Source organism: Mesorhizobium sp. LSHC420B00 (assembly GCF_000503055.1).
Lineage (GTDB): Bacteria > Pseudomonadota > Alphaproteobacteria > Rhizobiales > Rhizobiaceae > Mesorhizobium.
In genome coordinates this window covers 137653-159510 of record NZ_AYVY01000012.1, presented here as the reverse complement: position 1 = coordinate 159510, position 21858 = coordinate 137653, and the positions used below count along the sequence as shown (strand labels likewise).

Here is a 21858-nt window from a genome sequence, read left to right as displayed (position 1 = left end):
TTTGACTGGAGGTCAGAAAATGAACATCAAGAGCCTTCTTCTCGGCTCCGCTGCGGCACTGATCGCAGTTTCCGGTGCGCGCGCCGCCGACGCCGTCGTCGTCGCCGAGCCGGAACCCGCTGAATACGTCAAGATTTGCGACGTCTACGGCGCTGGCTACTTCTACATCCCCGGCACCGAAATCTGCATGCGCATCGGCGGCTACGTCCGCTATGACATCTCCGCCGGCGATGCGGGCGCGTTCACTGGTGCCCGTTACCAAGACCTTTCGGAAGCCTTGGAAGGCAGGGACGATGTCAACGACGGCTATTTCAAGCAGGCTCGCTTCACGCTGAGGACCTATACCGGCCAGGAAACCGAGATGGGCACCTTGAAGACCTACACCGAGACCCGCTTCAACTGGGGAACCGGTTATCACGGGGTCGATCTCGACGGCAACCCGGCCACCCCTGATGCACAATTCTCCAGCTTTGGCAGCAGAGGCGTTTCGCTGAACTTCGCCTGGATCCAGCTCGGTGGTCTCCGCGTCGGTAAGGACGAAACGGCCTTCAATACGTTCACCGGTTACGCCGGCAACGTCATCAACGATACGCTGGTTCCCTACGGCGGCTTCGACACCAACGTCATCCAGTACTACTTCGATGCCGGCAACGGCTTCTCGGCCGTGGCGTCGTTGGAAACCGGTGAAGGCTTTATCCTCAACGACGACAACACCGCGCTCCACCTGGGTCACGATTCGATCGACAGCTATGTTCCATATGTCGTCGGCGGCGTGAAATACACGCAGGGCTGGGGTTCGATCTCGGGCGTCATTGCCTATGACAGCGCAGTGGAAGAATGGACAGGCAAGGCTCGCCTGGACGTGACGCCGATGCAGAACCTGACGCTGTTCCTGATGGCCGGCTACGGTTCGGACGACAATATCCCACGCAACTTCTACAAGCAGTGGAGCGGCAACTGGGCAGTTTGGGGTGGTGGCACTTACACCATCAACGAGAAGACCTCGTTCAACCTTCAGGCGGCGTATGACGAAGGCGAGAACGTCGGCATCGCGGCGAACATTGCCTACGACATCGTTCCCGGCTTCACGATCACGGCCGAAGTCGACTACCTGCACTTCGGTGACAACAATTTCGACAATTGGACCGGTGCTACCGACGAAAACAGCATCGGCGGTGTCCTCCGCTTCCAGCGCTCGTTCTAAGGGCTGGACTTAAGCAACTGAAATCCAGCCCGGGCGCTTCAACGCCCGGGCTGTTTTATTTTCGCGACTGGTAGCAAACAGAAGGAAAAGGGGGTTCGGTAGCTGAACAGGGTTGTGGAACGATGTCGTTGGGATCCACCACTGGTGGATGAAATCGGCCGCAACGCTTAAAACTCTTGAAAGGGCACCGCCAAGCAGGTAGGTCTAGGCCTATCCACTCGGGGGTGTGGCGAATAATGACGAACGATGCGATTCAAGAGGGAGGGACCTCTGATCATTTTTCGATGTTTTCTTCTCAAACTGCAAAGATAAAATACAGTTACAACAAGATACGAGAAGTAAAGTCGCACAGGATCGGAGAACTTTTTTCAGCATACCGGGATATACTTTGGGATGATGGGCGGCATAAGTACAATGTCAGCTCGTTCATCGGCGAAATAGACGAGATTCTCCTTGGGGAGCGTTTCAGCGCCTTTGACCAAAGCACCCTCGACAACCTTATCGGCACCTTGCGCCAGCGCGGCAACAGCAACGCAACCATCAACCGGAAGATGGCTGCCCTCAGCAAACTGCTGCGCAAGGCTCACAAGATGGGGGATATCCACAGCCTGCCCGAGTTCCGCCGCCAGAAAGAGCGGGCGGGACGGATTCGTTTCCTCGAAAGGGACGAGGAGGCTCGGCTGTTTGCCGCCATCAAAAGCCGCAGCGAGGACGCCTATCGGCTTTCCGTCTTTCTCGTCGACACCGGTTGCCGCCTCGGCGAAGCGCTGGGCTTGATCTGGAACGATATCCAGGAGCACCGCGTCAGTTTCTGGATCACCAAGTCCGGCCGCAGCCGCACCATCCCGATGACCGAGCGGGTAAAAGAGGTGATCAAGCTGCCGGCCACCGAGGGCCGCCGGCCTAAAGGCCCGTTCACCAAGCTTAGCCAGGCGCAGTTTCGTGCCATCTGGAACGATGCCAAGGCCGAAGTCGGGCTTGGCGCCGACGATCAGGTCGTGCCGCACATATTGCGCCATACATGCGCCTCGCGTCTCGTCCAGGGCGGCATCGATATCAGGCGTGTGCAGATGTGGCTCGGCCACCAGACGCTGTCCATGACCATGCGCTACGCCCATCTGGCCACCAACGATCTCGACGGTTGCGTCACCGTGCTTGAGACGCCGCGGTACAGTGGTTCGGACGACGGCGGGGCAAGTCCGTTGTCCTCTCCACCTTCGGCAAGGCGGGAACCAAAAGGTGAGCCGGCCGCAAGCAAGGCACCAAAGCCCGCGAAGAGAAGCGCCAAATCCTGACGGTTTGGGTGGATCTGGCGTAAGTCGGTCGATCTGACAACGGATTGCAGGCCAATACATCAAGTCGGCGCTGCCCCTCACCCTTACCCTCTCCCCGTGAAAAAACGGGGAGAGGGGAGTTCGTCAGCGTTGCGGCCGTCTGTCCTTCTCCCGTCACTACACGGGGAGAAGGTGCCAGCAGGCGGATGAGGGGCGGCGCCGACATCCAACAATTATTCTCCGGGACGCCAGCAGAGCTGTTAATCGCTGCCAGAATGCTTCACAGGTACAAGATAAGGCAGAGAGTTACTTAAACTTACCGTGGTTTTACTTCCAACCGCTCCGCCGCTCCACCCGATCGAAAAAACCAGCGATCCTGCCCGGCAGGATCCCGGACTCCAAAAACGGTGCATGCCCCTGGCCGTCAGCGGTGATCGTCTCGATATCGGTATGGCGCGTCCGCATCTGCTCGAGCGTTTCGGCGGACAGCAGCTTCGAGTTGGCGCCGCGTATGACGAGCATTGGGATGGCCGCCAGCGCGTCGAACTGTGGCCAAAGATCGGGCATCGGCCGGCTGGGATCGAGGCCCGCCAGCGTATCGACCAGTTTCGGATCGAAATCGGGCAGAAATCCCTCCTCGGTCTCGCGGTAGAGGGCTGACGCCATCCGCTCCCAATCCGCATCGGTCAGCGCCGCAAAATCGGCGCCATGGGTGCTGCGCAGGCCGCGGACCACCTCTGCGTACGCCTTCGGCCTGGGCGCGGGGTCGAGATAGGAGCGGATATGGGCGAGCCCTTGCGTCTCGATCACCGGGCCGATGTCGTTGAGGACGACGGCCTTCAGCACGGCCGGCCGCATCGCCCCGAGCACATGGATGATCAGTCCGCCGCGCGACGTGCCGATGAAGGCAGCCTCCTCGATGCTCAGCGCCGCCAGCCCGGCGAGAATATCGCCAGCTTCGATGCCGATATTGTAATGGCCGATATCGGCATCGTAGGCGGACTGCCCGCGCCCGCGATAGTCGAAAGCGACGACCTTGCGCTTCGCCTGCGTCGACAGATAAAGCGCCAGCTCGTGAAAATCACGGCAATTGCGGGTCAGGCCGGGCAGGCAAACGACTGGCCAGCGGCCGGAATTCGCTTCGCCGTAGATGCGGGCGTGCAGGGACAGCCCGTCCGGCGCGGCGTAGAAGAAATCGGAGAAACCCTGCTCGGTTGCCATGTGGACTCCGTTCCTCTCGCTGCTGGCTTGTTTCAACTGCTACAGGCGAGGGGCCGGTAGGGTCAAATAGGGAGGCGCCGAAGTTGCAGGGTCCCTCAAGGGGGAGATTGGCTGTCATCGTCGCTTTCGCCAAGTTTCGTCGGATGCAGAAAGGCACTGTCCACGAAGCTGGGACCCTTGGGGAGATGTCCGGCAGGACAGGGCGGGCCGCTGTCCGCCAACTCGACGTCCGGAACTTTCAAAGCCTGAAACAAAAACCCGCCTCGTTGGGCGGGTCGTCGGTGCGAATCAGCACTATGGTTAAATTAGTAGCATAGCTGCCGGCACAAAGCAAGAACAAAATACGCTGTGACCGGCAAACTTGGCTTGAAGCCCGGTCGTCACCCCCGGCCGTTCACCAGATCCCCGACAATGTCGTACTTGCCGGAGATACGCATCTTGTAGACCTCGTAATTCTCCATCACGCGCTGGACGTAACTTCTTGTTTCCGTATAGGGAATCCGCTCGATCCAGTCGACGACGGCATCGACGTCCTTGCCGCGCGGATCGCCGTATTTCGCCACCCACTGGGCGGCGCGGGCGGGGCCGGCATTGTAGCCGGCGAAGGTCAGCACGTAGGAGCCGTCGAAACGGCCGAGCTGCTCGCCGAGAAAGGCAGCGCCCAGCGTTGCATTGTAGCCGGCATCGGTGGTCAGCCGGGCCTGAGAAAATGTCATGCCGGCCTTCTTCGCCAATTGCTTGGCGGTGCCTGGCATTAGTTGCAGCAGTCCGCGCGCGCCGGCGCTGGAGATTGCGCCGATGTTGAACTCGCTTTCCTGGCGGGCAATCGCATAGGCCAGCGCCTTGCCCGAGCCGGAGATGTTGGCGGTGTCGGGAATGACGCCGAGCGGATGCGACAGCGCGCCGACATCGATGCCGCGGGCGCCGGCGATCTTGCCGATCTTCAGCGCCATGAAATGGTTGCCTTGTCTTTCCGCCAACACCGCAAGCAGCGCCAGTTCGCCGGGGTTGTTCAGCTGCCCGGCGAGGTCGCGGTAGAGCGTCTCGGCATAGCGGTCATAGCCGGCCTCCTGCAGCCGCTNATGGCGCTGACCGCCTCGCGGGTGGCGAAATTCTGGCGGTCGGCGGCACTTGGCTGGGGGTAGACGATGTTGAGGGTCTGCCGGCCGACGCGCTCGCCGGCGAGCTGGCCGTAAAAGGTCGTGCCGTAGCTTGCGGCGCGGCTGAAATAATCCTTGGCATTGCCGGGGCCGCCGACTTCGGCGGCGCGGCCGAGCCAATAATAGGCGCGCGACAGCGACATTGGCCCTTGGGCGAGCTCCGCGATTCGCGCAAAATGCTTGGCGGCGATGCTCGGGTCCTTGAGGCCGCGCAGCGCGTACCAGCCGGCATGGAATTCCGCCTCGGCAGCATTGGCGGGACTTTCGGCGGCATGCGCGGCGACTATTCTGTAGGCGGTCTTCATGTCGCTCTGGTCGACCAGCTCGCGCGACAGCACCCGGCGCTCGACCCACCAGGCGTCCGGATCGACCAGAGCGTCGCGGTCGCCCGGCGCCTTCATCACCAGCGCGGCGGCGTCGGAAAATTTCTGCTGCTTGCGCAGATATTCGGCTTCGGCAAAGAGATAGCCGGCCGCCCGCTGCGCTGCCGGCACCGCCTTCAGCAGCTTGGCCGCGTTCTTGTCGCCTTTGGTGACCGCCGCCCAGGCATCGGCCAATTGCTGGGCGCCGGCGAGACCGGCGACGCGCAGCGCCGAAGCGACCCGGTCGGCATAAAACATGCGCTCCATGCGGAAGCGATGGTCGGCGGCCGGGATCAGCGCACCGAACTCGCGAATGACCGCCGCCTCGTCCCTGGCTTCGAGCTTTTCGGTGCGCCAGAATGGCGACAGCACCGAGCGCGCCGCCTTGGTATCGCCCAGCGCTACATAGGAGCGGGCCAGGATCAGCACGCCCTCGAAGGTCAGCGGCTGGCTGCCGTCGAACGCCCGCACCACGATCTGCGGCGTGGGGTTCTCGCGATAGAGCGCGCGCTCGCTGTTCCTGCGCAAGGCGATCGTACCCGGCCAGTTCGGCAGCATCTTTGCCGCATCGGCGATGTCGCCGCTCGGCACCTGGTCGCCGCCATAGAGCGCGATCGCCCAGGCAAGGATGTGCCGGTCGAGCGATTTGGCCGGCAGCGCTTCGCGCACCTGGCGCGCGCGCGCAATGTCGTTTGCCGCCAGCGCATCGAGACCGCTCTTCAGCACCGCGACGCTCGCGGACGGGGACTGCTGCACCGCATCGTTCTGCGGCTCGGTCANCTTTCCCTACACGACGCTCTTCCGATCTGATCGCGCCGATAAGCGCGAAAAGATGAGGCCGCCTGATCGGCATGGATTTGGTCATCCCCGTTCTTCGACGCTACAACAGACACAGATGAATTGAAGCTTACTCGTCTGTGATGAAGGGCCCGTAAAGAAAACCTTCTCGAGGTCATTCGAATTGCAATTGCTGGCGCAATGCTTGCCGCGCAACAATGTCGAGACTATGGTGCGCCGCTTCGCTTTCGGCTAGAAGGCGCGCACGACAAACCCGAAAGTCCCCAAGGAGTTGGACGACATGCTGAGAGGCTCGCTGACCGCGCTCGTCACACCGTTCGAAAAGAGCGGCCGTTTCGACGAGAAAGCCTTTCGCGCCTTCATCGCCTGGCAGATCGCCGAAGGCACGACGGGCGTGGTCCCGGTCGGCACCACAGGCGAGTCGCCGACGCTGTCGCATGACGAGCACCGCCAAGTCGTCAAGGTCTGCATCGAGGTCGCCAAGGGCCGGGTTCCTATCGTTGCCGGCGCCGGCTCCAACAACACCGAAGAGGCGGTTGGCCTGGTCCAGTATGCCGAGAAGGCGGGCGCCGACGCGGCCCTTGTCGTCACGCCCTATTACAACAGGCCGACGCAGCGCGGCCTCTACGCGCATTTCGCCGCCGTCGCCAAGGCTACCAGCCTGCCGATCATCATCTACAACATTCCGCCCCGCTCGGTGGTCGACATGAGCCCGGAGACGATGGGGCAATTGGTGCACGACTTCAAGAACATCGTCGGCGTCAAGGATGCCACCGGCAAGGTCGAGCGGGTTTCGGAGCAGCGCGCCACCTGCGGCAAGGATTTCATCCAGCTCTCCGGCGAGGACGCCTCGGCCCTCGGCTTCAACGCGCATGGCGGCGTCGGCTGCATCTCGGTGACGGCAAATGTCGCGCCCAGACTCTGCGCCGAATTCCAGGAGGCGACGCTTTCCGGCGACAGCGCCAAGGCGCTCGACCTGCAGGACCGTCTGTTGCCACTGCACAAGGCGATTTTCCTGGAACCCGGCGTTTCCGGCGCGAAATATGCGCTGTCGAAGCTGGGCAAGGTCGAGAACGTGCTGCGCTCGCCGCTAATGACGGTCGAGCCGTCGACCGCCGAGAAGATCGACGCGGCGATGAAGCACGCCGGCTTGATAAATTAGGGATGAGGCGCCACCTCTCCGCATCATGAATCAAGTCAGAAAAGCCGATCCCAACAACAAGACCGTTGCGGAAAACCGCAAGGCGCGGTTTTCCTATGAGGTGCTCGACACGATCGAGGCCGGCCTGGTGCTGACCGGTACCGAAGTGAAGTCGCTGCGCCAGGGCCAGGCCAATATCCAGGACAGCTATGCCTCGGTCGAGGGCGGCGAGATTTGGCTGATCAACTCCTATTTGCCGGAATATCTGCAGGCCAACCGCTTCAACCACGAGCCGCGCCGACGCCGCAAACTCCTGCTCAACAAGCGCGAGATGGCCAAGCTGTCGCAGAGCGTCGACCGCGAAGGCATGACGCTGGTGCCGCTGAAGATCTATTTCAACGACCAAGGGCGGGCGAAGGTGCTGCTCGCCGTCGGCCGCGGCAAGAAGCTGCACGACAAGCGTGAGACCGAAAAGCAGCGCGACTGGTCGCGCGAGAAGGGCCGGCTGCTGAAAGAGCGAGGGTGAGGAGAGGTCCGCGAAGCGGACGAAAAGCCAGTGATTTGGCTTTTCGAGCGACGAACGCCCGGAGCCATGGCGGAGGGCAGGGCGGACCAATAGGGATAGGTCTCGTTTGAAAAACCGGATCGTCTTGTGGGGCGCGGCCGGTCTGCTCCTGGCGGGCCTCGTCCTGGCCGGCGGCTATGCCTACTTCCAGACGTTTTCTCCGGACCGCGGCAAATATCCGGTCAGGGGCATCGACGTTTCCCATCATCAGCGGCAGATCGACTGGCGGCGTGTTGCCGCCGACGATGTCGCCTTCGCCGTTATCAAGGCAACTGAAGGCGGCGACCATGTCGACGATGCCTTCGCCGCCAATTTGCGTGCGGCCCGCGCCGCCGGCCTTGCCGTCGGCGCCTATCACTTCTTCACCTTCTGCAGGCCGGGTGCCGATCAGGCACGCAACTTCATCTCGGTGGTGCCGCGCGATCAGCCTTTGCTGCCGCCGGTGGTAGACATCGAGTTCGGCGGCAATTGCCCGCAGCGGCCAACTCCCGAACAGTTGAGCGCCGAACTCTCAGCCTTCCTCGGCCCGGTCGAAGCAGCGTTCGGCAAGACGGCGATCCTCTATGTGACCGACGAGGCCGCGCAAGCCTATGCCGGGCAGATAGCCGGCCGCCCGCGTTGGCTGCGTTCGCTGGCGCTGCGGCCAGGCCATAACGACTGGATTTACTGGCAGTACCACAACCGGGGCCGCGTCGACGGCATCAGCGGCGACGTCGACCTGAATGTTCTCCAAGGCGGGCCGGCGACGCTGGCCGCGTTGTTTGCCGCAGCGCCTGAAGCGACGGCGTCGGATTGACGCTATTCCTGTCCAGCGAGAGCACCCTCAGTGGGCGATGACGGGAACGACGAAGCCTTCGCCAAGGTGGCTATTCATATCGCAGGCGGCGCCGTGCTAAGTACATTTGATGCCGGAGCGCCCTTCATCAGCCAATGACAGCAACGCCCCGCCTGCTGCGACGGACGGTGGGGATCCCCGCCTGGCGTTTGTCTATGCGGAGGCGGTGCGTGGCCTCCAACACCAGCAGGGCGTGGTTGAAAGTCTCAATACGCGCGCTGGAAATCTGATTTTTGCAACTGCGTTCGCGAGTTCTCTCCTTGGGGGCAGGGCGCTCCTGGATGGCGTGGGGCCTTGGGACTGGCTGGCGCTGACATTGCTTTTTCTTATCGGACTGCTGGTCGCGATTATGGTGTGGCCATATTATAACTATACGTTCCGTTTCGATCCCGAGAAGCTGCTCCAGGATTTCGTCGATCAGCATCCTCCCGCAACCATGGATGGGATGCACCGAGCGCTTGCGCTGCGCATCAAATCCGACATGGCCAGCAATTGGCGGATCATCCAACGCCTGCGCGTCGCGCTGCAGCTTGCACTGTTACTATGGTTGCTGGATCTCTTGGCCTGGTTGTTCGCGATCACCCGAATCTAGGGCTTGTGCGCCGGCGGGCGTCGTCCGGCTCTCAGTCTTCAGAAAAGCTTCTATCTGACTGAAAACGTTGACGAACATGGCTTGCGTCAGTACGCCCGTATTGGTGTTGTAGCGCGAGCAATGATAGCTGGAAAACAGCGCGATGCCATTGGCCTGCTGCTGCCCACCATGCTGGAACGGATAGGCGGCGACGCGCTGGCCGAGCGCCCGCACGGTCGACTGGTGCGCGATCGAGCCCAGCGCCAGCACGGCGCGCAGGTTTGGAAATCGGGCGATCGTCGGTACCAGGAACGTCCGGCAGGTGGCTATCTCGGCACCAACCGGCTTGTTCTCCGGCGGCACGCAGCGCACCGCATTGGTAATCGCCGTACCGACAAGCTCCAGCCCGTCATCTGGTCGCGCTTTGAATTCGCCGCGCGCAAAGCCGTGCGCGATTAGCGTATTGTAGAGCAGATCACCGGCAAAATCGCCGGTGAAGGGGCGCCCCGTCCGGTTCGCGCCGCGCAGGCCAGGCGCCAGCCCGACGATCAGCAAGCGCACCGCATCCTCGCCTTCCGGCGGCAAAAAGGTCGGCACTGGCGCGTTGAACCAGGACGGCTCGCGCTGCCGCCACTCGGCGATGAAGTCGTGCAGCCGCGGACAAAGCGGGCAGTCGCGATCGGGTTCGGGAGAGGCGGCCAGGGGCGCGGTCAAGGCAACGACCGTCAATAGTCTTCCTCGTCGACTTCGGCCGGCTCGGACCGGCGTACCGGCCGCTCCGACGGATCGCGGCCGACTTCATTCTTGAGCGCCATCAAGTCGATGAAATGGTCGGCCTGGCGGCGCAGGTCATCGGAGATCATCGGCGGCTGCGATGCCATGGTCGAGACGATCGAGACCTTGCGCCCACGCCGCTGCAGCGCCTCGACCAGCGTGCGGAAATCGCCGTCACCTGAGAAGATGACATAATGGTCGACGACATCGGCGAGCTCGAGCGCATCGACGGTCAGCTCGATATCCATATTGCCCTTGATCTTGCGGCGGCCGGTCGAGTCGGTGAATTCCTTGGCTGGCTTGGTCACCACCTTGAAGCCGTTATAATCTAGCCAGTCGATCAGCGGCCGAATCGAGGAGTATTCCTGATCCTCGACCAGCGCGGTGTAGTAATAAGCGCGCAGCAGATAGCCGCGTTTCTGGAAGCTCGACAGAAGTTTGCGGTAGTCGATGTCAAAGCCCAGCGCGCGCGAGGTGGCGTAGAGATTGGCACCGTCGATAAAGAGAGCGATTTTTTCACGAGGATCGAACATGGAAAAATGTCCTTTTTCGAAATAAGCGGTCGTCTAAATGCGTGGCGACTATCGGCCGGTCTGATAATAGACCTGTTGGCCTTCATCGTTCGAGATAACGCCAGTTTTACGGCAATCCAAGGCACCATGCGGCACCGCAAGCAATTGTGATCGGCGCTGCGTCGTCGCAGGCGGCCCGCGTCAGAGCTGGGCACCGCCATAAAAGCTTGTATTTTGGCGGCGTTCGGGTTATGGACCGCGCCTGTTTTCCATCAAATCCAGGCATGAAAGGGGCAACTCATGGCCCGCGTAACCGTTGAAGATTGCATCGACAAGGTCGACAACCGCTTCGAGCTGGTGCTCCTGGCCGGCCACCGCGCCCGTCAAATCAGCCAGGGCGCGCAGATTACCGTACCTCGCGACAACGACAAGAATCCGGTCGTTGCGCTCCGCGAAATCGCCGACGAGACGTTATCGCCGGACGACCTCAAGGAAGATCTCATCCATTCGCTGCAGAAGCATGTCGAGGTCGACGAGCCGGAAGCCGATGGCGAGGCGATTGCCGACCAGACCGGCAGTGCCGTTGCGGCCACCGATGCCGACGACGCCGAGGACAACGTCACCTTCGATCGCATGACCGAAGAAGACCTGTTGGCCGGCATCGAAGGGCTGGTACCGCCGGAAAAAAGCGACGATTATTGATCTTAGCAACAACTGCCGACACTTTCGCGTCGGCAGTTTCGTGGCTATCTATGACATGCGCCGTACGTCAGTGCGGCGCATGATTCATTTCAGCATTGCGAGATCCCGCCATGATGCGTCAGTATGAGCTTGTCGAGCGCGTCCAGCGCTACAAGCCTGACGTCAACGAGGCGCTGCTCAACAAGGCCTATGTCTACGCCATGCAGAAGCATGGCCACCAGAAGCGCGCCTCCGGCGATCCCTATTTCTCGCATCCGCTCGAAGTCGCCGCCATCCTCACCGAAATGCACATGGACGAGGCGACGATTGCCGTTGCCTTGCTGCACGACACGATCGAGGACACCACGGCGACCAGGGCCGAGATCGACGAATTGTTCGGCCCGGAAATGGGCAAGCTGGTCGAAGGCCTGACCAAGCTGAAGAAGCTCGACCTCGTTTCGAAGAAGGCCGAGCAGGCGGAGAACCTGCGCAAGCTGTTGCTGGCGATCTCGGAAGATGTGCGCGTGCTTCTGGTCAAGCTCGCCGACCGCCTGCACAATATGCGCACCCTCGACCATGTGCCGGAAGCCAAGCGCCTGCGCATTGCCGAAGAGACGATGGACATCTACGCGCCGCTGGCCGGCCGCATGGGCATGCAAGGCATGCGCGAGGAGCTGGAGGAGATCGCCTTCCGCTTCATCAATCCCGAAGCCTACCGCGCCGTCACCGCGCGGCTTGCCGAAATTTTCGAGCGCAACAAGGGCGTGCTGTCCGAGATCGAGAAGGCGCTATCCACGCTGTTCGACAAATATTCGATCAAGGCCGAGGTCAAGAGCCGGCAGAAGAAGCCGTGGTCGGTGTTCCGCAAGATGGAGGCCAAGGCGCTGTCGTTCGAGCAGTTGTCCGACATTTTCGGCTTCCGCGTCGTTGTCGAGACGGTCGAGGACTGCTATCGCGCGCTCGGCGCCATCCACACCACCTGGTCGATGGTGCCCGGCCGTTTCAAGGACTATATCTCGACGCCGAAGCAGAACGACTACCGCTCGATCCACACCACCATCGTCGGCCCGTCGCGCCAGCGCGTCGAATTGCAGATCCGCACCTACCAGATGAACAAGATCGCCGAATACGGCGTCGCCGCTCATTCGATCTATAAAGATACCGGCGGCAAGATGAATGGTGCCGCCCATGCGATCTCGAAGGAGACCAATGCCTATGCCTGGCTGCGGCGCACCATCGAGCAGCTTGCCGAAGGCGACAATCCCGAGGACTTTCTCGAAAACACCAAGCTGGAACTGTTCCAGGACCAGGTGTTCTGCTTTACGCCGAAAGGCATGCTGATCGCGCTGCCGCGCGGCGCCACGCCGATCGACTTTGCCTATGCCGTCCACACCGACGTTGGCGACACTTGCGTCGGCGCCAAGGTCAATGGCCGCATCATGCCGCTGATGACGGAGCTGAAGAACGGCGACGAGGTCGAGATCATCCGCTCGAAGGCGCAGGTGCCGCCGGCGGCGTGGGAATCGGTGGTCGTTACCGGCAAGGCGCGCTCGGCCATCCGCCGTGCCACCAAGAACGCTATCCGCAAGCAATATTCGGGTCTCGGTATCCGCATTCTGGAGCGCGCCTTCGAACGGTCCGGCAAGACCTTCACCAAGGAAAACCTGAAGCCGGTGCTGCACCGGCTGGCACGCAAGGACATCGAGGATGTACTGGCCTCGGTCGGGCGTGGCGAACTTGCCTCTACCGATGTCATGAAGGCGGTGTTTCCCGACTACAAGGACGAGCGCGTCACGCTGGTCGCGCCCAAGCAGCGCGAGGAGGGCTGGTCGAAGATCCGCAACGCCGCCGGCATGCTGTTCCAGATTCCGGGCCGCGCCGCACGCAAGGACAAGAACCAGCCGCGTGACGATGCGGTGCCGATCCGCGGTGTGCGCGGCGATCTGCCGGTGCGCTTCGCGCCGGAGGGGGCGGTGCCCGGCGACCGCATCGTCGGCATCGTGCAGCCGGGAACCGGCATCACCATCTATCCGATCCAGTCGCCGGCGTTGCAGGCCTTTGACGACCAGCCCGAGCGCTGGATCGACGTGCGCTGGGATATTGACGAGCGCACCAAGGAGCGGTTCCCGGCGCGTGTCTCGGTCACCGCCATCAACGCACCGGGTTCGCTGGCCGACATTGCGCAGGTCGTCGCATCCAACGATGCCAACATCCACACTTTATCGATGGTGCGCACCGCGCCCGATTTCACCGAAATGCTGATCGATCTCGAAGTGTGGGATCTTAAGCACTTGAACCGGCTGCTGTCGCAGCTAAAGGACAATTCGAGCGTCAGCGACGCGCGACGCGTGAATGGGTGAATAGTGAATAGTGAATAGTGAAAGAGGGTGCTCTCACTACTCACTACTATTCACCATTCACTATTCACCATGACATGGAGCGAACGATGAATACCGACGAAGTGCTGGGCATTTTCCGCGAGGCCGGCGCCGTTCTCGAAGGGCATTTTATCCTGACGTCCGGCCTGCGCAGCCCGGTCTTTTTGCAAAAGGCGCGCGTTTTCATGCATGCCGACAAGACCGAGCGCTTGTGCAAGGCGCTGGCCGAAAAGATCCGCGCTGGCGTTCCCGGCAGGATCGACTATGTCGTCGGCCCAGCGATCGGCGGGCTGATCCCGGCCTATGAGACCTCGCGCCATCTTGGTGCGCCGGCGATCTGGGTCGAGCGGGAAGGGGGCGAATTCAGGCTCCGCCGTTTCGAAATCGCCAAGGGGTCGCGCGTTGTCATTGTCGAGGACATCGTCACCACCGGCCTGTCGATCCGCGAGACCATCGACTGCCTGCGCGGCCTTGGCGCCGAAGTCGTTGCCGCTGCATGCATTATCGACCGCTCGGCCGGCAAGACCGATGTCGGCGTGCCGCTGATCGCGCTCGCCGAATACGAGGTTCCGGCCTATCCGGCCGACAGGCTGCCGCCCGAGCTTGCCGCCATACCGGCGATCAAGCCGGGCAGCCGCAATTTATAACGGAGCGCCGCCGTGATCACCGGCATCGATCATTTCGTGCTGACAGTTCGTTCGGTAGACGATAGCTGCGCCTTCTATCAGCGCGTGCTTGGCTTCAAGCGCCTCGACGAGCCGGACCGACCAACGGCGCTGCTGTTTGGAACGCAAAAGATCAATGTGCATGAGGTCGGGCGCACCTTCGAGCCGAAGGCCAAGGCGCCGACTCCCGGCTCTGGGGATTTCTGTCTTGTTGCCGCCCGGCCGCTCACCGAGATATGCGCCAGCCTCGCGGCCAACGGCGTAGCCATAGAGGTCGGCCCGGTCGAGCGTATCGGCGCCTGTGGCCCGATGATGTCGGTCTATTTCCGTGACCCGGACGGCAACCTCGTCGAGGTCAGCGAGTATCGTTCCTGAGGCTCCTCAAATTCGCCGCGATCATGCCCTGTTCAGAATGGCGATACCCAAGGCTGCCGCAAGTGGCGACCGAGCGGATGCCGTCGGCCTCGTTGTTCTTCGGCTAGCACATCGCTATATCAAAGTCGTAGTTGCCTTTCGGTGACCGCAAAGCGCAGCATAGGGCTGTCGCGCCCCGGCTGGGAAAAGCCGGCGCGAAGCCATTGATGGAACTAGGAACAGGAACAGAGTGCTTTTTCGACGGCGCAAGCCTGATGGTTTTTTCGAGCGGGTGCGTACTTATTTGTGGCCGCGCCGCTCTTTCTCGCGCTCGCTGCGGTATTTTTCCAAGCGCATCCTGCGGCTTAGGGCCACGCCGCATGCCGTGGCCGCCGGTGTTGCGGCGGGCGTATTCGCGTCTTTTTTCCCGCTTGGCTTCCACTTCATCATTGCCGCCATGCTGTGCTGGCTGATCGCCGGCAATCTGGTCGCGGCAGCACTCGGCACGGTCTTCGGCAATCCCCTGACCTTTCCGCTGCTATGGGCCGCCTCCTGGGAGGTCGGCAAGCTGATCCTGCATGAACACCTGCCGGCGCATGGCCCACCCGCGCATCTCGGCGACATGCTGCATAATCTTTCCTTTGCGCAGTTGTGGGGACCGGTGCTTAAGCCGATGACCATTGGCGCAATACCGCTTGGCTTGGTTTTCGGCCTGCTGTTTTACGGCATTACCCGCTGGGGTATGGTCACTTTCCACGAGCAGCGCCGCAAGCGTCTGGCCGAAAGAGCCGCAAAGGCTGGAAAAACCGGGCCGGAAGTTCCTGCCGAATGATTATCGGTATCGGCAGCGACCTCATCGACATCAGACGCATTGAGAAGTCGCTGGAACGTCATGGCCAGCGCTTCATCCAACGCATCTACACCGAGATCGAACAGGCGCGCTCCGAAAACCGCGCGGCGCGTGCGGCCTCCTATGCCAAGCGTTTCGCTGCCAAGGAGGCCTGCGCCAAGGCATTGGGCACCGGTCTGGCGCAGGGTGTGTTCTGGCGCGACATGGGCGTCGTCAACCTGGCCAGCGGCAAGCCGACCATGGCGCTGACCAACGGGGCGGCAGCGCGGCTGGACGAAATCCTGCCTGAAGGGCACCGCGCCGTGATCCACCTCACCATCACCGATGATTTTCCGCTCGCTCAAGCCTTTGTGATCATTGAAGCGTTGCCGGTCGAAGAAGCGCCACATTGATTGCATCTGACGACCGGCATGACGTTGCCCAGCGCGCGCCGAGACTCTATACCATCCAACGCACAATCGAGGACGACATGAGCGTGGCTGAAAAAACCCAGAAGAAATCCGGCGGACTTGGCGAAACCGTCAGCGTCATCGTCCAGGCCCTGCTGCTTGCGCTGGTCATCCGCACGCTCCTGTTCCAGCCGTTCTCGATCCCGTCCGGTTCGATGCGGCCGACTTTGCTCGAAGGCGACTATCTCTTCGTCACCAAATGGTCTTACGGCTTCTCCCGCTACTCGCTGCCGTTCGGGCCGAACATCTTTTCGGGCCGCATCTGGGGCTCCGAGCCGAAGCGCGGCGACGTGGTGGTGTTCAAGTTTCCGCCGGACCCTTCCGTCGACTACATCAAGCGCGTCGTCGGCCTGCCGGGCGACAAGATCCAGGTCAAGGATGGCCAGCTCTTCATCAACGACGTCGCTGTGCCACGCGTCAAGGTCGGGCAGATCGACAACCACGACATCACCGAGGAGAACGGGCCGGTCGATGTCTATCGCGAGACGCTGCCGAACGGCGTCACCTACGACACGCTCGACCTGACACAGGCTTCGATCGGCGACAACACCAAAGAGTTCAAGGTGCCGCCCGGTCACTATTTCATGATGGGCGACAATCGCGACAACTCGTCCGACAGCCGCTTCACCGTCGGCTTCGTGCCGGAAGAGAATTTGGTCGGCCGCGCCAACCTCATCTTCTTCTCGATCGGCGGCAGCGCCAGCCCGCTCGAAATCTGGAAATGGCCGTCGCAGATGCGCGCCTCGCGCCTGTTCCATTTCGTCAATTAGGACCATGGCGGCGACAAAACGGCTGACCGCCGATGCGCTCGCCGAGGCGCTCAAGGAGCGCACCGGCCACAGTTTTGGCGACCACCAACGCCTGCAGCGGGCGCTGACCCATGCCAGCGCTCGCGGCAGTCATGCCGGCATCGACTACGAACGCTTCGAATTCCTGGGCGACCGCGTTCTCGGCCTTGTCGTTGCCGATATGCTGCTGGCGGCATTTCCCGACGCTGCCGAGGGTGAGCTGTCGCTCAGATTGAACGCCCTGGTCAACGCCGAGGCCCTGGCGGAAATCGCCGAGGAGATCGGCCTGCCGGAACTCATTCGCGCCGGTTCGGACGTACGCGGCCTCGATGGGCGCAAGCGCGTCAATCTGCGCGCCGACGCACTGGAATCGCTCATCGCCGTGCTCTATCTCGACGGCGGGTTGGAAGCGGCCCGTGCCTTCATCCACAGGTACTGGCAACCGCGCTCACAAGCCATCGACGCCGCCCGCCGCGATGCGAAGACCGAACTTCAGGAATGGGCGCATCAGGCGGCAGGCGCGGTGCCGGTTTACATAATCGACAGCCGCGAGGGACCGGACCACGATCCGCTGTTCACCGTCAGCGTCAAGGTCGGCGCCTATCCGCCAGCGACCGGCAGCGGGCGCTCCAAGCGCGAGGCAGAGCAGGCGGCAGCCGCGGCACTTCTGCAGCGGGAAGGCGTCTGGCTCAATCAAGGGAGTGCCGCATGACCGCCACCGAAGCTCCGGCAACAGAAGCTCCCGCTACCCGCTCCGGCTTCGTCGCGCTGATCGGCGCGCCCAATGCCGGGAAATCGACGCTGGTCAACCAATTGGTCGGCGCCAAGGTATCGATCGTGACGCACAAGGTGCAGACCACGCGCGCCATCGTGCGCGGCATTGCCACCCACAACAACGCGCAGATCGTCTTCGTCGACACGCCGGGCATATTCAAGCCGAAGCGCCGGCTGGACACCGCGATGGTGACCACAGCCTGGGGCGGTGCCAAGGACGCCGATATCGTGCTGCTCTTGATCGATGCCGAGCGCGGCATCCGGGGCGATGCCGACGCCATCCTCGAGCGGCTGAAGGATGTCCGGCAGCCGATGGTGTTGATCCTCAACAAGGTCGATCGGGTCAAGCACGAGACGTTGCTGGCATTGTCGGCGGCAGCCAACGAAAGGGTGCCGTTCAAGCGCACCTTCATGGTTTCGGCGCTGACCGGGTCCGGCTGCAAGGACCTGCTCGACTATCTCGCCGAGACCTTGCCGGCCGGACCTTGGTACTACCCGGAAGACCAGATCTCTGACCTGCCGATGCGCCAACTCGCGGCCGAGATCACCCGCGAAAAGCTCTATCTCAGGCTGCATCAGGAACTGCCCTATTCCTCCCACATCGAGACCGAGAAATGGGAAGAGAAGAAGGACGGCTCGGTGCGCATCGACCAGACCATCTATGTCGAGCGCGACAGCCAGAAGAAGATCGTGCTCGGTCATAAGGGCGAGACGATCCGCGCCATCGGCCAGGCCGCGCGCATGGAAATATCAGGCATACTCGAGCAGAAGGTGCACCTCTTCCTGTTCGTCAAAGTGCGCGAGAACTGGGGCGACGATCCCGAGCGCTACCGTGAAATGGGGCTCGAATTTCCGCACTGAGCCTGTTTGGGCGATCCGCCGAGCGGCCTGTTGGCCGCCGCCTCAGGATTACCCAAGTGCCAGCGACACGCCGTCGGCAAGATGTTCGGCATCGGAGGCGTTTTCGAAGGGGATGCCCGTTCTTGCATAGTCGAGCGGCGAGAGATTGGAGCCGTCGGCGCTGATCAGCGCAGCCTGGCGCCTTGCCGCCTGCATCTCGCCCAGCTGAGCGTAACAGGCGGCAAGCCGGGTGCGGATCCATGGCCTCGGTCGCGTCGCCAGCTCCAGCGCCTCGGCAGCCGTGCGGTATTCGCCCAGCATGTATAGCGCGAGCGCGCGATCGTACTGATACCAATGAGGGTCCAGCGGGTTGATGCGGATGGCGCGTGCCAGCCAGGCGAGCGCGTCGAGCGGCCGGCAGCGCATCGTCAACAGATGCCCCATCTGCTCGATACAGTCCGCGTCGCCCGGATTGAGCTCGAGCGCGATGCGCAAGTGATGCTCGGCCGCCTCGTGCTCACGCATATTGAGCCGTACCAGCGACTGGATGCGGTGTGCCGTTGCCTGGTCCGGCGACAATGCGATGCCCCGGCCGGCCAGGTCGCGGGCCTTCGTCAGAACGGCGTCGCTGGTGGGTCCGAATTCGCTGTTAAGCACATGCGACAGCGCCAGATAGGTGTAAGCGAGGCCATAGGCCGGGTCTCTGACGATCGCCGCTTCGAAAAACGCTGCCGCTTCTTTCAGTTCGCTTTGCGCCGGATCGCGCAGCAAAGCGACGCCGCGCAGCACCAGTTCATGGGCGGCGAGGCTGGCTACCGGCTGCCGCGAGGCACGTTGCAGGCCGGCATTGTTCACCCGAACCACCAGCCGGCCGACGATCTTTTCGACGATCTCCTGCTGGATGGCGGACAGCCCGGCGTAATCGGCCTGGTAGCGATCCCCCCAGAGCTGGGAAGCGCTGGCTGCGTCAACGAGATTGACCGCACAGACGATGCTGTCTGCGTGCCGGCGCACCGAACCCTCGATGAGATAATCGGCGCCGATGCGCGAACGCACGACAGGCCATTCACTGGGCGAATATGAGGCAAACGAGAAGCTCGAATTGCGCGCCAGGACCGTCAGCGTGTCGAAGCGGGCGAGGCCGTTGATAATGTCTTCGGCAATACCGTCGACGATCGCTTCGTCGGCCGGATCGGCGCTGTCATTGCGGAACCTGAGCACCGCCACGATCGGCTGTGCGCCGGGTTCGGGCACCGGTTCGATTTCAGGGATCAGCATGTAGCCGCGCTTCGATACGGTCCGTATAGTTTCCTCGCCGAGCACCTTGCGGATCTCGCGAATCAACTGCGTCAGCGAATCCTCGGTGACGAAAACACCCGGCCAGACCGCATCCATCAGTTCCGACTTCGGCACCACACGGCCGATATGGCGGGCGAGATGCGTCAGCAATGCGTAGGCTTTCGGCCGCAGGAAGGCCGGCTGTTCGGCCCGGCCGAGCGTACCTTTGCCCAGATCGAGCGTGAAACCGCCAAACTGAAAAACCTGGTCAGTGGCCGAACCCGCCATCGAGACGGCCCGCTCCCTGAAGCCGTGCCTTTATTGGCCTACGGCTGGAGGGCTGGGTCAAGGTCTGTCGCCGCCGAAAGCGGCTTTTGATTTGGGCGCCGCAAATTAGACGGTGCCAGCGAGGGTGGGCTGCGTTGCCGACCTGCGGACGAAGCTTTCGGTACCGTAGAAGACAACGATGGCGACGGCAGCCACCGCCCAGATCGCAACACCGATCCATTGCTGCTGCACATGGTCGGCGTCGATGAACACCTTGCCCAGGAAGCGCACGCTGTTCTGATGGGTGACATGCATGAGAATGGCGAGAAGCACACTGCCGGTGTTCTGATAGAGCCAGGTGAACACCACTGCCGCCAGCACGACGTTGATCGTGCCGTAGACGCTGAGATCGCCGACCAGGCCGAGCGGAAAATGCCAGATTGCCCAGATCGCGCCGAGGATCAGGCTTCCGGCCAGCGCTGAATGGCTGGCCATCAGCCGCGGTGTCGCAAAGCCGCGCCATCCCGGCTCTTCGCCAAGCGGGCCGCTGAAGACCGCATACAGCGCGATGATCGGCAGTATCTCAGTGACAGCAGGAATGTTGCTCCAGACCGGCGTCGCCGAGCCGAACAGCGGATTGACCAGGATCGAGGCAAGCTGCGTGCCGAATGGCAGGCCGAATGCCACCAGATACCACAGCGGAGATACCCGCCACTTCACCACGGAAGCGAGAATGGCCTTGACCGAAGCCCAGCCTCCGGAAAGGGCTGCGACAACGAATCCGGAGACCATCGGGCCGAAGGTAAACCAGGGAATGCTATCGCCATTCGACAGGTAGAACGGGATGAAGGCAAACCAGCTCAGGGCAAGCGCCAACGAAAAGAAGGCAGCCAACTGATGCTGCCGCACCAGGTGCAGGAACGAAGTCATGTCAGTCCTCTCACGGGCAGATGACAATGAGAGGTCGCCGGGCTGCCCAATCGGTCGACTTGCATTTTTTACAGCCGGCCGAATCATTCCGGGAGGCTATGCGTGGACCACGTCGGTCGACCCGTTTCTTATTGGCACCGGCGCGACCCGAAATCCTGAGCGGGTTCTGAGAAATTTCCGATATTCCATGCAAAATTGGTCAGTTAGATCGGCTGGAGCACCTGCCGACACTGCGACCGTGCGTGGTTCCCGTTTGTCGTCTCTCCGTCATACACCCTGCCTATAGGCTGTGCGAAAGACCCGCTTCCGAGCAAACCGGAACAGGCGGGCAAACAGCCAGATTAGGACATGACCGGGACTTGGAATCGCATCGACCCCATCCGTCAGATCGAGTTTGCAAACGCCGTCGCTGTTGAGATCGAGCGCGTGCTGGCGCGGCAAGGCAAGGTGACGAACAGCGATGCGGTCGTCGCAGCGGGCAGGGTCGCCGGGGCCGTTGCCGCCGCCGTCGCCCTGCTTGCGCCGACCGACATCAGGGCGATCGACACCATGCAGGAAAGATTGCCCGGCATGGCGTCGCGGTTCGTGCGGATATTGGCGGCCGAAGCGACGGAACGCCGTACCCGGACGCCTCTGTCGACGGCGCACGAAGGCCAAGGGGCAGACATCCAACCCCTGGCCGGAACGGGCGACCTCGACGCGATGCGGGTCGAGGACTGGGCCGGTCGGGTCGCCGGGTCGACCTTCCTGCAGGAAAATCTCGGCATATCGCGCTCGACCCTGCATCGCTGGCAGCGGAGCGGCACGGTCGTTGCGTTGCGCACCGGTGGCCGCAAACATGTATTCCTCTGGCGCAGTTCGTCGACGGCAGGCCGGCTCCGGGTATCAACGAAGTGTTATCCGCGATGCCCGATCCGCGGCGTGCCTGGTCGTGGCTGGTCGGCCCCGCGCCCGGCCTTGCCGGACGTATTCCCATTGAAATGCTCAAACAGGATCTGGTGGCGGAAGTCGTTCTTGCCGCACAGAACGCAGCGATGGCGAAGTTGGCTTGATTTTCGCCGCCAACGTTAGAAGTCTATTCCAAAAAATAACACGTAAAAGGAATGTCAACCGGACTATGACCGGTTTGCCGGCTAATGGAATAAGTATAGTTTCGTACAATTGTGACAATGTCTCGTTTGTGCCGG

At 62.1% G+C, this 21858-nt stretch carries 21 protein-coding genes; 16 read left to right on the top strand and 5 right to left on the bottom strand.

What is annotated here, in order from left to right; translation table 11 throughout:
* The first annotated feature begins 19 nt into the window (after positions 1–19).
* Positions 20–1204, top strand: a complete 1185-nt coding sequence (locus X760_RS58190; protein ID WP_023719899.1) for a porin — start codon at positions 20–22, stop codon at positions 1202–1204.
* 284 nt (positions 1205–1488) lie between these two features.
* Complete coding sequence (locus X760_RS58185) at positions 1489–2499, top strand: site-specific integrase (RefSeq protein ID WP_245278620.1); 1011 nt, start codon at positions 1489–1491, stop codon at positions 2497–2499.
* A gap of 306 nt (positions 2500–2805) precedes the next feature.
* Here X760_RS58185 and X760_RS58180 read toward each other — a convergent pair whose 3' ends face one another.
* Positions 2806–3699 (bottom strand): alpha/beta hydrolase, encoded by an 894-nt coding sequence (locus X760_RS58180; protein WP_023719897.1) that lies wholly within the window; start codon positions 3697–3699, stop codon positions 2806–2808.
* Positions 3700–6299: 2600 nt separating this feature from the next.
* Here X760_RS58180 and dapA point away from each other — a divergent pair.
* From dapA to X760_RS74890, 4 genes are all read left to right on the top strand, one after another.
* Positions 6300–7181, top strand: coding sequence for a 4-hydroxy-tetrahydrodipicolinate synthase (gene dapA, locus X760_RS58170; RefSeq protein ID WP_023719896.1), 882 nt, complete (start codon positions 6300–6302; stop codon positions 7179–7181).
* Between the two features lie 25 nt (positions 7182–7206).
* Positions 7207–7686: an SsrA-binding protein SmpB gene (gene smpB, locus X760_RS58165; protein WP_023719895.1), complete on the top strand. Its 480-nt coding sequence runs from the start codon at positions 7207–7209 to the stop codon at positions 7684–7686.
* 106 nt (positions 7687–7792) lie between these two features.
* Positions 7793–8521, top strand: coding sequence for a GH25 family lysozyme (locus X760_RS58160; protein WP_023719894.1), 729 nt, complete (start codon positions 7793–7795; stop codon positions 8519–8521).
* 109 nt (positions 8522–8630) lie between these two features.
* Entirely contained in the window at positions 8631–9152 is a 522-nt protein-coding gene (locus X760_RS74890; RefSeq protein ID WP_245278618.1) for a hypothetical protein, read from the top strand.
* Here X760_RS74890 and X760_RS58150 read toward each other — a convergent pair.
* Both X760_RS58150 and X760_RS58145 read right to left on the bottom strand, forming a co-directional pair.
* A complete protein-coding gene (locus X760_RS58150; RefSeq protein ID WP_245278617.1) occupies positions 9102–9860 on the bottom strand; it encodes a uracil-DNA glycosylase in 759 nt (252 codons plus the stop codon). The genes X760_RS74890 and X760_RS58150 overlap by 51 nt on opposite strands.
* Positions 9857–10438: an NYN domain-containing protein gene (locus X760_RS58145; RefSeq protein ID WP_023719891.1), complete on the bottom strand. Its 582-nt coding sequence runs from the start codon at positions 10436–10438 to the stop codon at positions 9857–9859. The genes X760_RS58150 and X760_RS58145 overlap by 4 nt, the downstream gene beginning before the upstream one ends.
* Before the next feature lie 279 nt (positions 10439–10717).
* On the opposite strand from X760_RS58145, the gene rpoZ reads away from it, so the two are divergent.
* The 9 genes from rpoZ to era all read left to right on the top strand — a co-directional run bounded on the left by rpoZ (position 10718) and on the right by era (position 18217).
* Positions 10718–11119 (top strand): DNA-directed RNA polymerase subunit omega, encoded by a 402-nt coding sequence (rpoZ, locus tag X760_RS58140; RefSeq protein ID WP_023719890.1) that lies wholly within the window; start codon positions 10718–10720, stop codon positions 11117–11119.
* A 110-nt stretch (positions 11120–11229) separates the two neighbouring features.
* Positions 11230–13458, top strand: coding sequence for a bifunctional (p)ppGpp synthetase/guanosine-3',5'-bis(diphosphate) 3'-pyrophosphohydrolase (locus tag X760_RS58135; RefSeq protein ID WP_023719889.1), 2229 nt, complete (start codon positions 11230–11232; stop codon positions 13456–13458).
* An 86-nt stretch (positions 13459–13544) separates the two neighbouring features.
* On the top strand, positions 13545–14123 hold the full coding sequence (gene pyrE / locus X760_RS58130; RefSeq protein WP_023719888.1) for an orotate phosphoribosyltransferase: 579 nt from the start codon (positions 13545–13547) through the stop codon (positions 14121–14123).
* Between the two features lie 12 nt (positions 14124–14135).
* Positions 14136–14516, top strand: a complete 381-nt coding sequence (locus X760_RS58125) for a VOC family protein (RefSeq protein WP_023719887.1) — start codon at positions 14136–14138, stop codon at positions 14514–14516.
* Between the two features lie 229 nt (positions 14517–14745).
* Positions 14746–15327, top strand: coding sequence for a DUF2062 domain-containing protein (locus X760_RS58120; RefSeq protein ID WP_023719886.1), 582 nt, complete (start codon positions 14746–14748; stop codon positions 15325–15327).
* Complete coding sequence (acpS, locus tag X760_RS58115) at positions 15324–15737, top strand: holo-ACP synthase (protein WP_023719885.1); 414 nt, start codon at positions 15324–15326, stop codon at positions 15735–15737. Before X760_RS58120 ends, acpS begins: the two co-directional genes overlap by 4 nt.
* Positions 15738–15814: 77 nt before the next feature.
* Positions 15815–16564: a signal peptidase I gene (lepB, locus tag X760_RS58110; protein WP_023719884.1), complete on the top strand. Its 750-nt coding sequence runs from the start codon at positions 15815–15817 to the stop codon at positions 16562–16564.
* Between the two features lie 4 nt (positions 16565–16568).
* A complete protein-coding gene (rnc, locus tag X760_RS58105; protein ID WP_031194250.1) occupies positions 16569–17294 on the top strand; it encodes a ribonuclease III in 726 nt (241 codons plus the stop codon).
* Entirely contained in the window at positions 17291–18217 is a 927-nt protein-coding gene (gene era, locus X760_RS58100; RefSeq protein ID WP_023719882.1) for a GTPase Era, read from the top strand. Before rnc ends, era begins: the two co-directional genes overlap by 4 nt.
* A 48-nt stretch (positions 18218–18265) precedes the next feature.
* Here era and X760_RS58095 read toward each other — a convergent pair whose 3' ends face one another.
* Positions 18266–19762: a winged helix-turn-helix domain-containing protein gene (locus X760_RS58095; protein WP_023719881.1), complete on the bottom strand. Its 1497-nt coding sequence runs from the start codon at positions 19760–19762 to the stop codon at positions 18266–18268.
* Positions 19763–19867: 105 nt separating this feature from the next.
* Positions 19868–20671 carry a type II CAAX endopeptidase family protein gene (locus X760_RS58090; protein WP_023719880.1) on the bottom strand — a complete coding sequence of 268 codons (804 nt, stop codon included), beginning with the start codon at positions 20669–20671 and terminating at the stop codon, positions 19868–19870.
* 348 nt (positions 20672–21019) lie between these two features.
* Here X760_RS58090 and X760_RS58085 point away from each other — a divergent pair, with 348 nt between their 5' ends.
* Entirely contained in the window at positions 21020–21742 is a 723-nt protein-coding gene (locus X760_RS58085; RefSeq protein ID WP_348633229.1) for a hypothetical protein, read from the top strand.
* Positions 21743–21858: the final 116 nt, after the last annotated feature.

Excerpts from the sequence above, each read along its gene's own strand:
- X760_RS74890 (WP_245278618.1), top strand. The coding sequence starts at position 8,631 with ATGCCGGAGCGCCCTTCATCAGCCAATGACAGCAACGCCCCGCCTGCT.
- X760_RS58145 (WP_023719891.1), bottom strand. The coding sequence starts at position 10,438 with ATGTTCGATCCTCGTGAAAAAATCGCTCTCTTTATCGACGGTGCCAAT.
- smpB (WP_023719895.1), top strand. The coding sequence starts at position 7,207 with ATGAATCAAGTCAGAAAAGCCGATCCCAACAACAAGACCGTTGCGGAA.
- rnc (WP_031194250.1), top strand. The coding sequence starts at position 16,569 with ATGGCGGCGACAAAACGGCTGACCGCCGATGCGCTCGCCGAGGCGCTC.
- X760_RS58090 (WP_023719880.1), bottom strand. The coding sequence starts at position 20,671 with ATGACTTCGTTCCTGCACCTGGTGCGGCAGCATCAGTTGGCTGCCTTC.
- era (WP_023719882.1), top strand. The coding sequence starts at position 17,291 with ATGACCGCCACCGAAGCTCCGGCAACAGAAGCTCCCGCTACCCGCTCC.
- lepB (WP_023719884.1), top strand. The coding sequence starts at position 15,815 with ATGAGCGTGGCTGAAAAAACCCAGAAGAAATCCGGCGGACTTGGCGAA.
- X760_RS58180 (WP_023719897.1), bottom strand. The coding sequence starts at position 3,699 with ATGGCAACCGAGCAGGGTTTCTCCGATTTCTTCTACGCCGCGCCGGAC.
- acpS (WP_023719885.1), top strand. The coding sequence starts at position 15,324 with ATGATTATCGGTATCGGCAGCGACCTCATCGACATCAGACGCATTGAG.
- X760_RS58095 (WP_023719881.1), bottom strand. The coding sequence starts at position 19,762 with ATGGCGGGTTCGGCCACTGACCAGGTTTTTCAGTTTGGCGGTTTCACG.
- X760_RS58135 (WP_023719889.1), top strand. The coding sequence starts at position 11,230 with ATGATGCGTCAGTATGAGCTTGTCGAGCGCGTCCAGCGCTACAAGCCT.
- X760_RS58085 (WP_348633229.1), top strand. The coding sequence starts at position 21,020 with ATGACCGGGACTTGGAATCGCATCGACCCCATCCGTCAGATCGAGTTT.
- rpoZ (WP_023719890.1), top strand. The coding sequence starts at position 10,718 with ATGGCCCGCGTAACCGTTGAAGATTGCATCGACAAGGTCGACAACCGC.
- dapA (WP_023719896.1), top strand. The coding sequence starts at position 6,300 with ATGCTGAGAGGCTCGCTGACCGCGCTCGTCACACCGTTCGAAAAGAGC.
- X760_RS58190 (WP_023719899.1), top strand. The coding sequence starts at position 20 with ATGAACATCAAGAGCCTTCTTCTCGGCTCCGCTGCGGCACTGATCGCA.
- pyrE (WP_023719888.1), top strand. The coding sequence starts at position 13,545 with ATGAATACCGACGAAGTGCTGGGCATTTTCCGCGAGGCCGGCGCCGTT.
- X760_RS58185 (WP_245278620.1), top strand. The coding sequence starts at position 1,489 with ATGTTTTCTTCTCAAACTGCAAAGATAAAATACAGTTACAACAAGATA.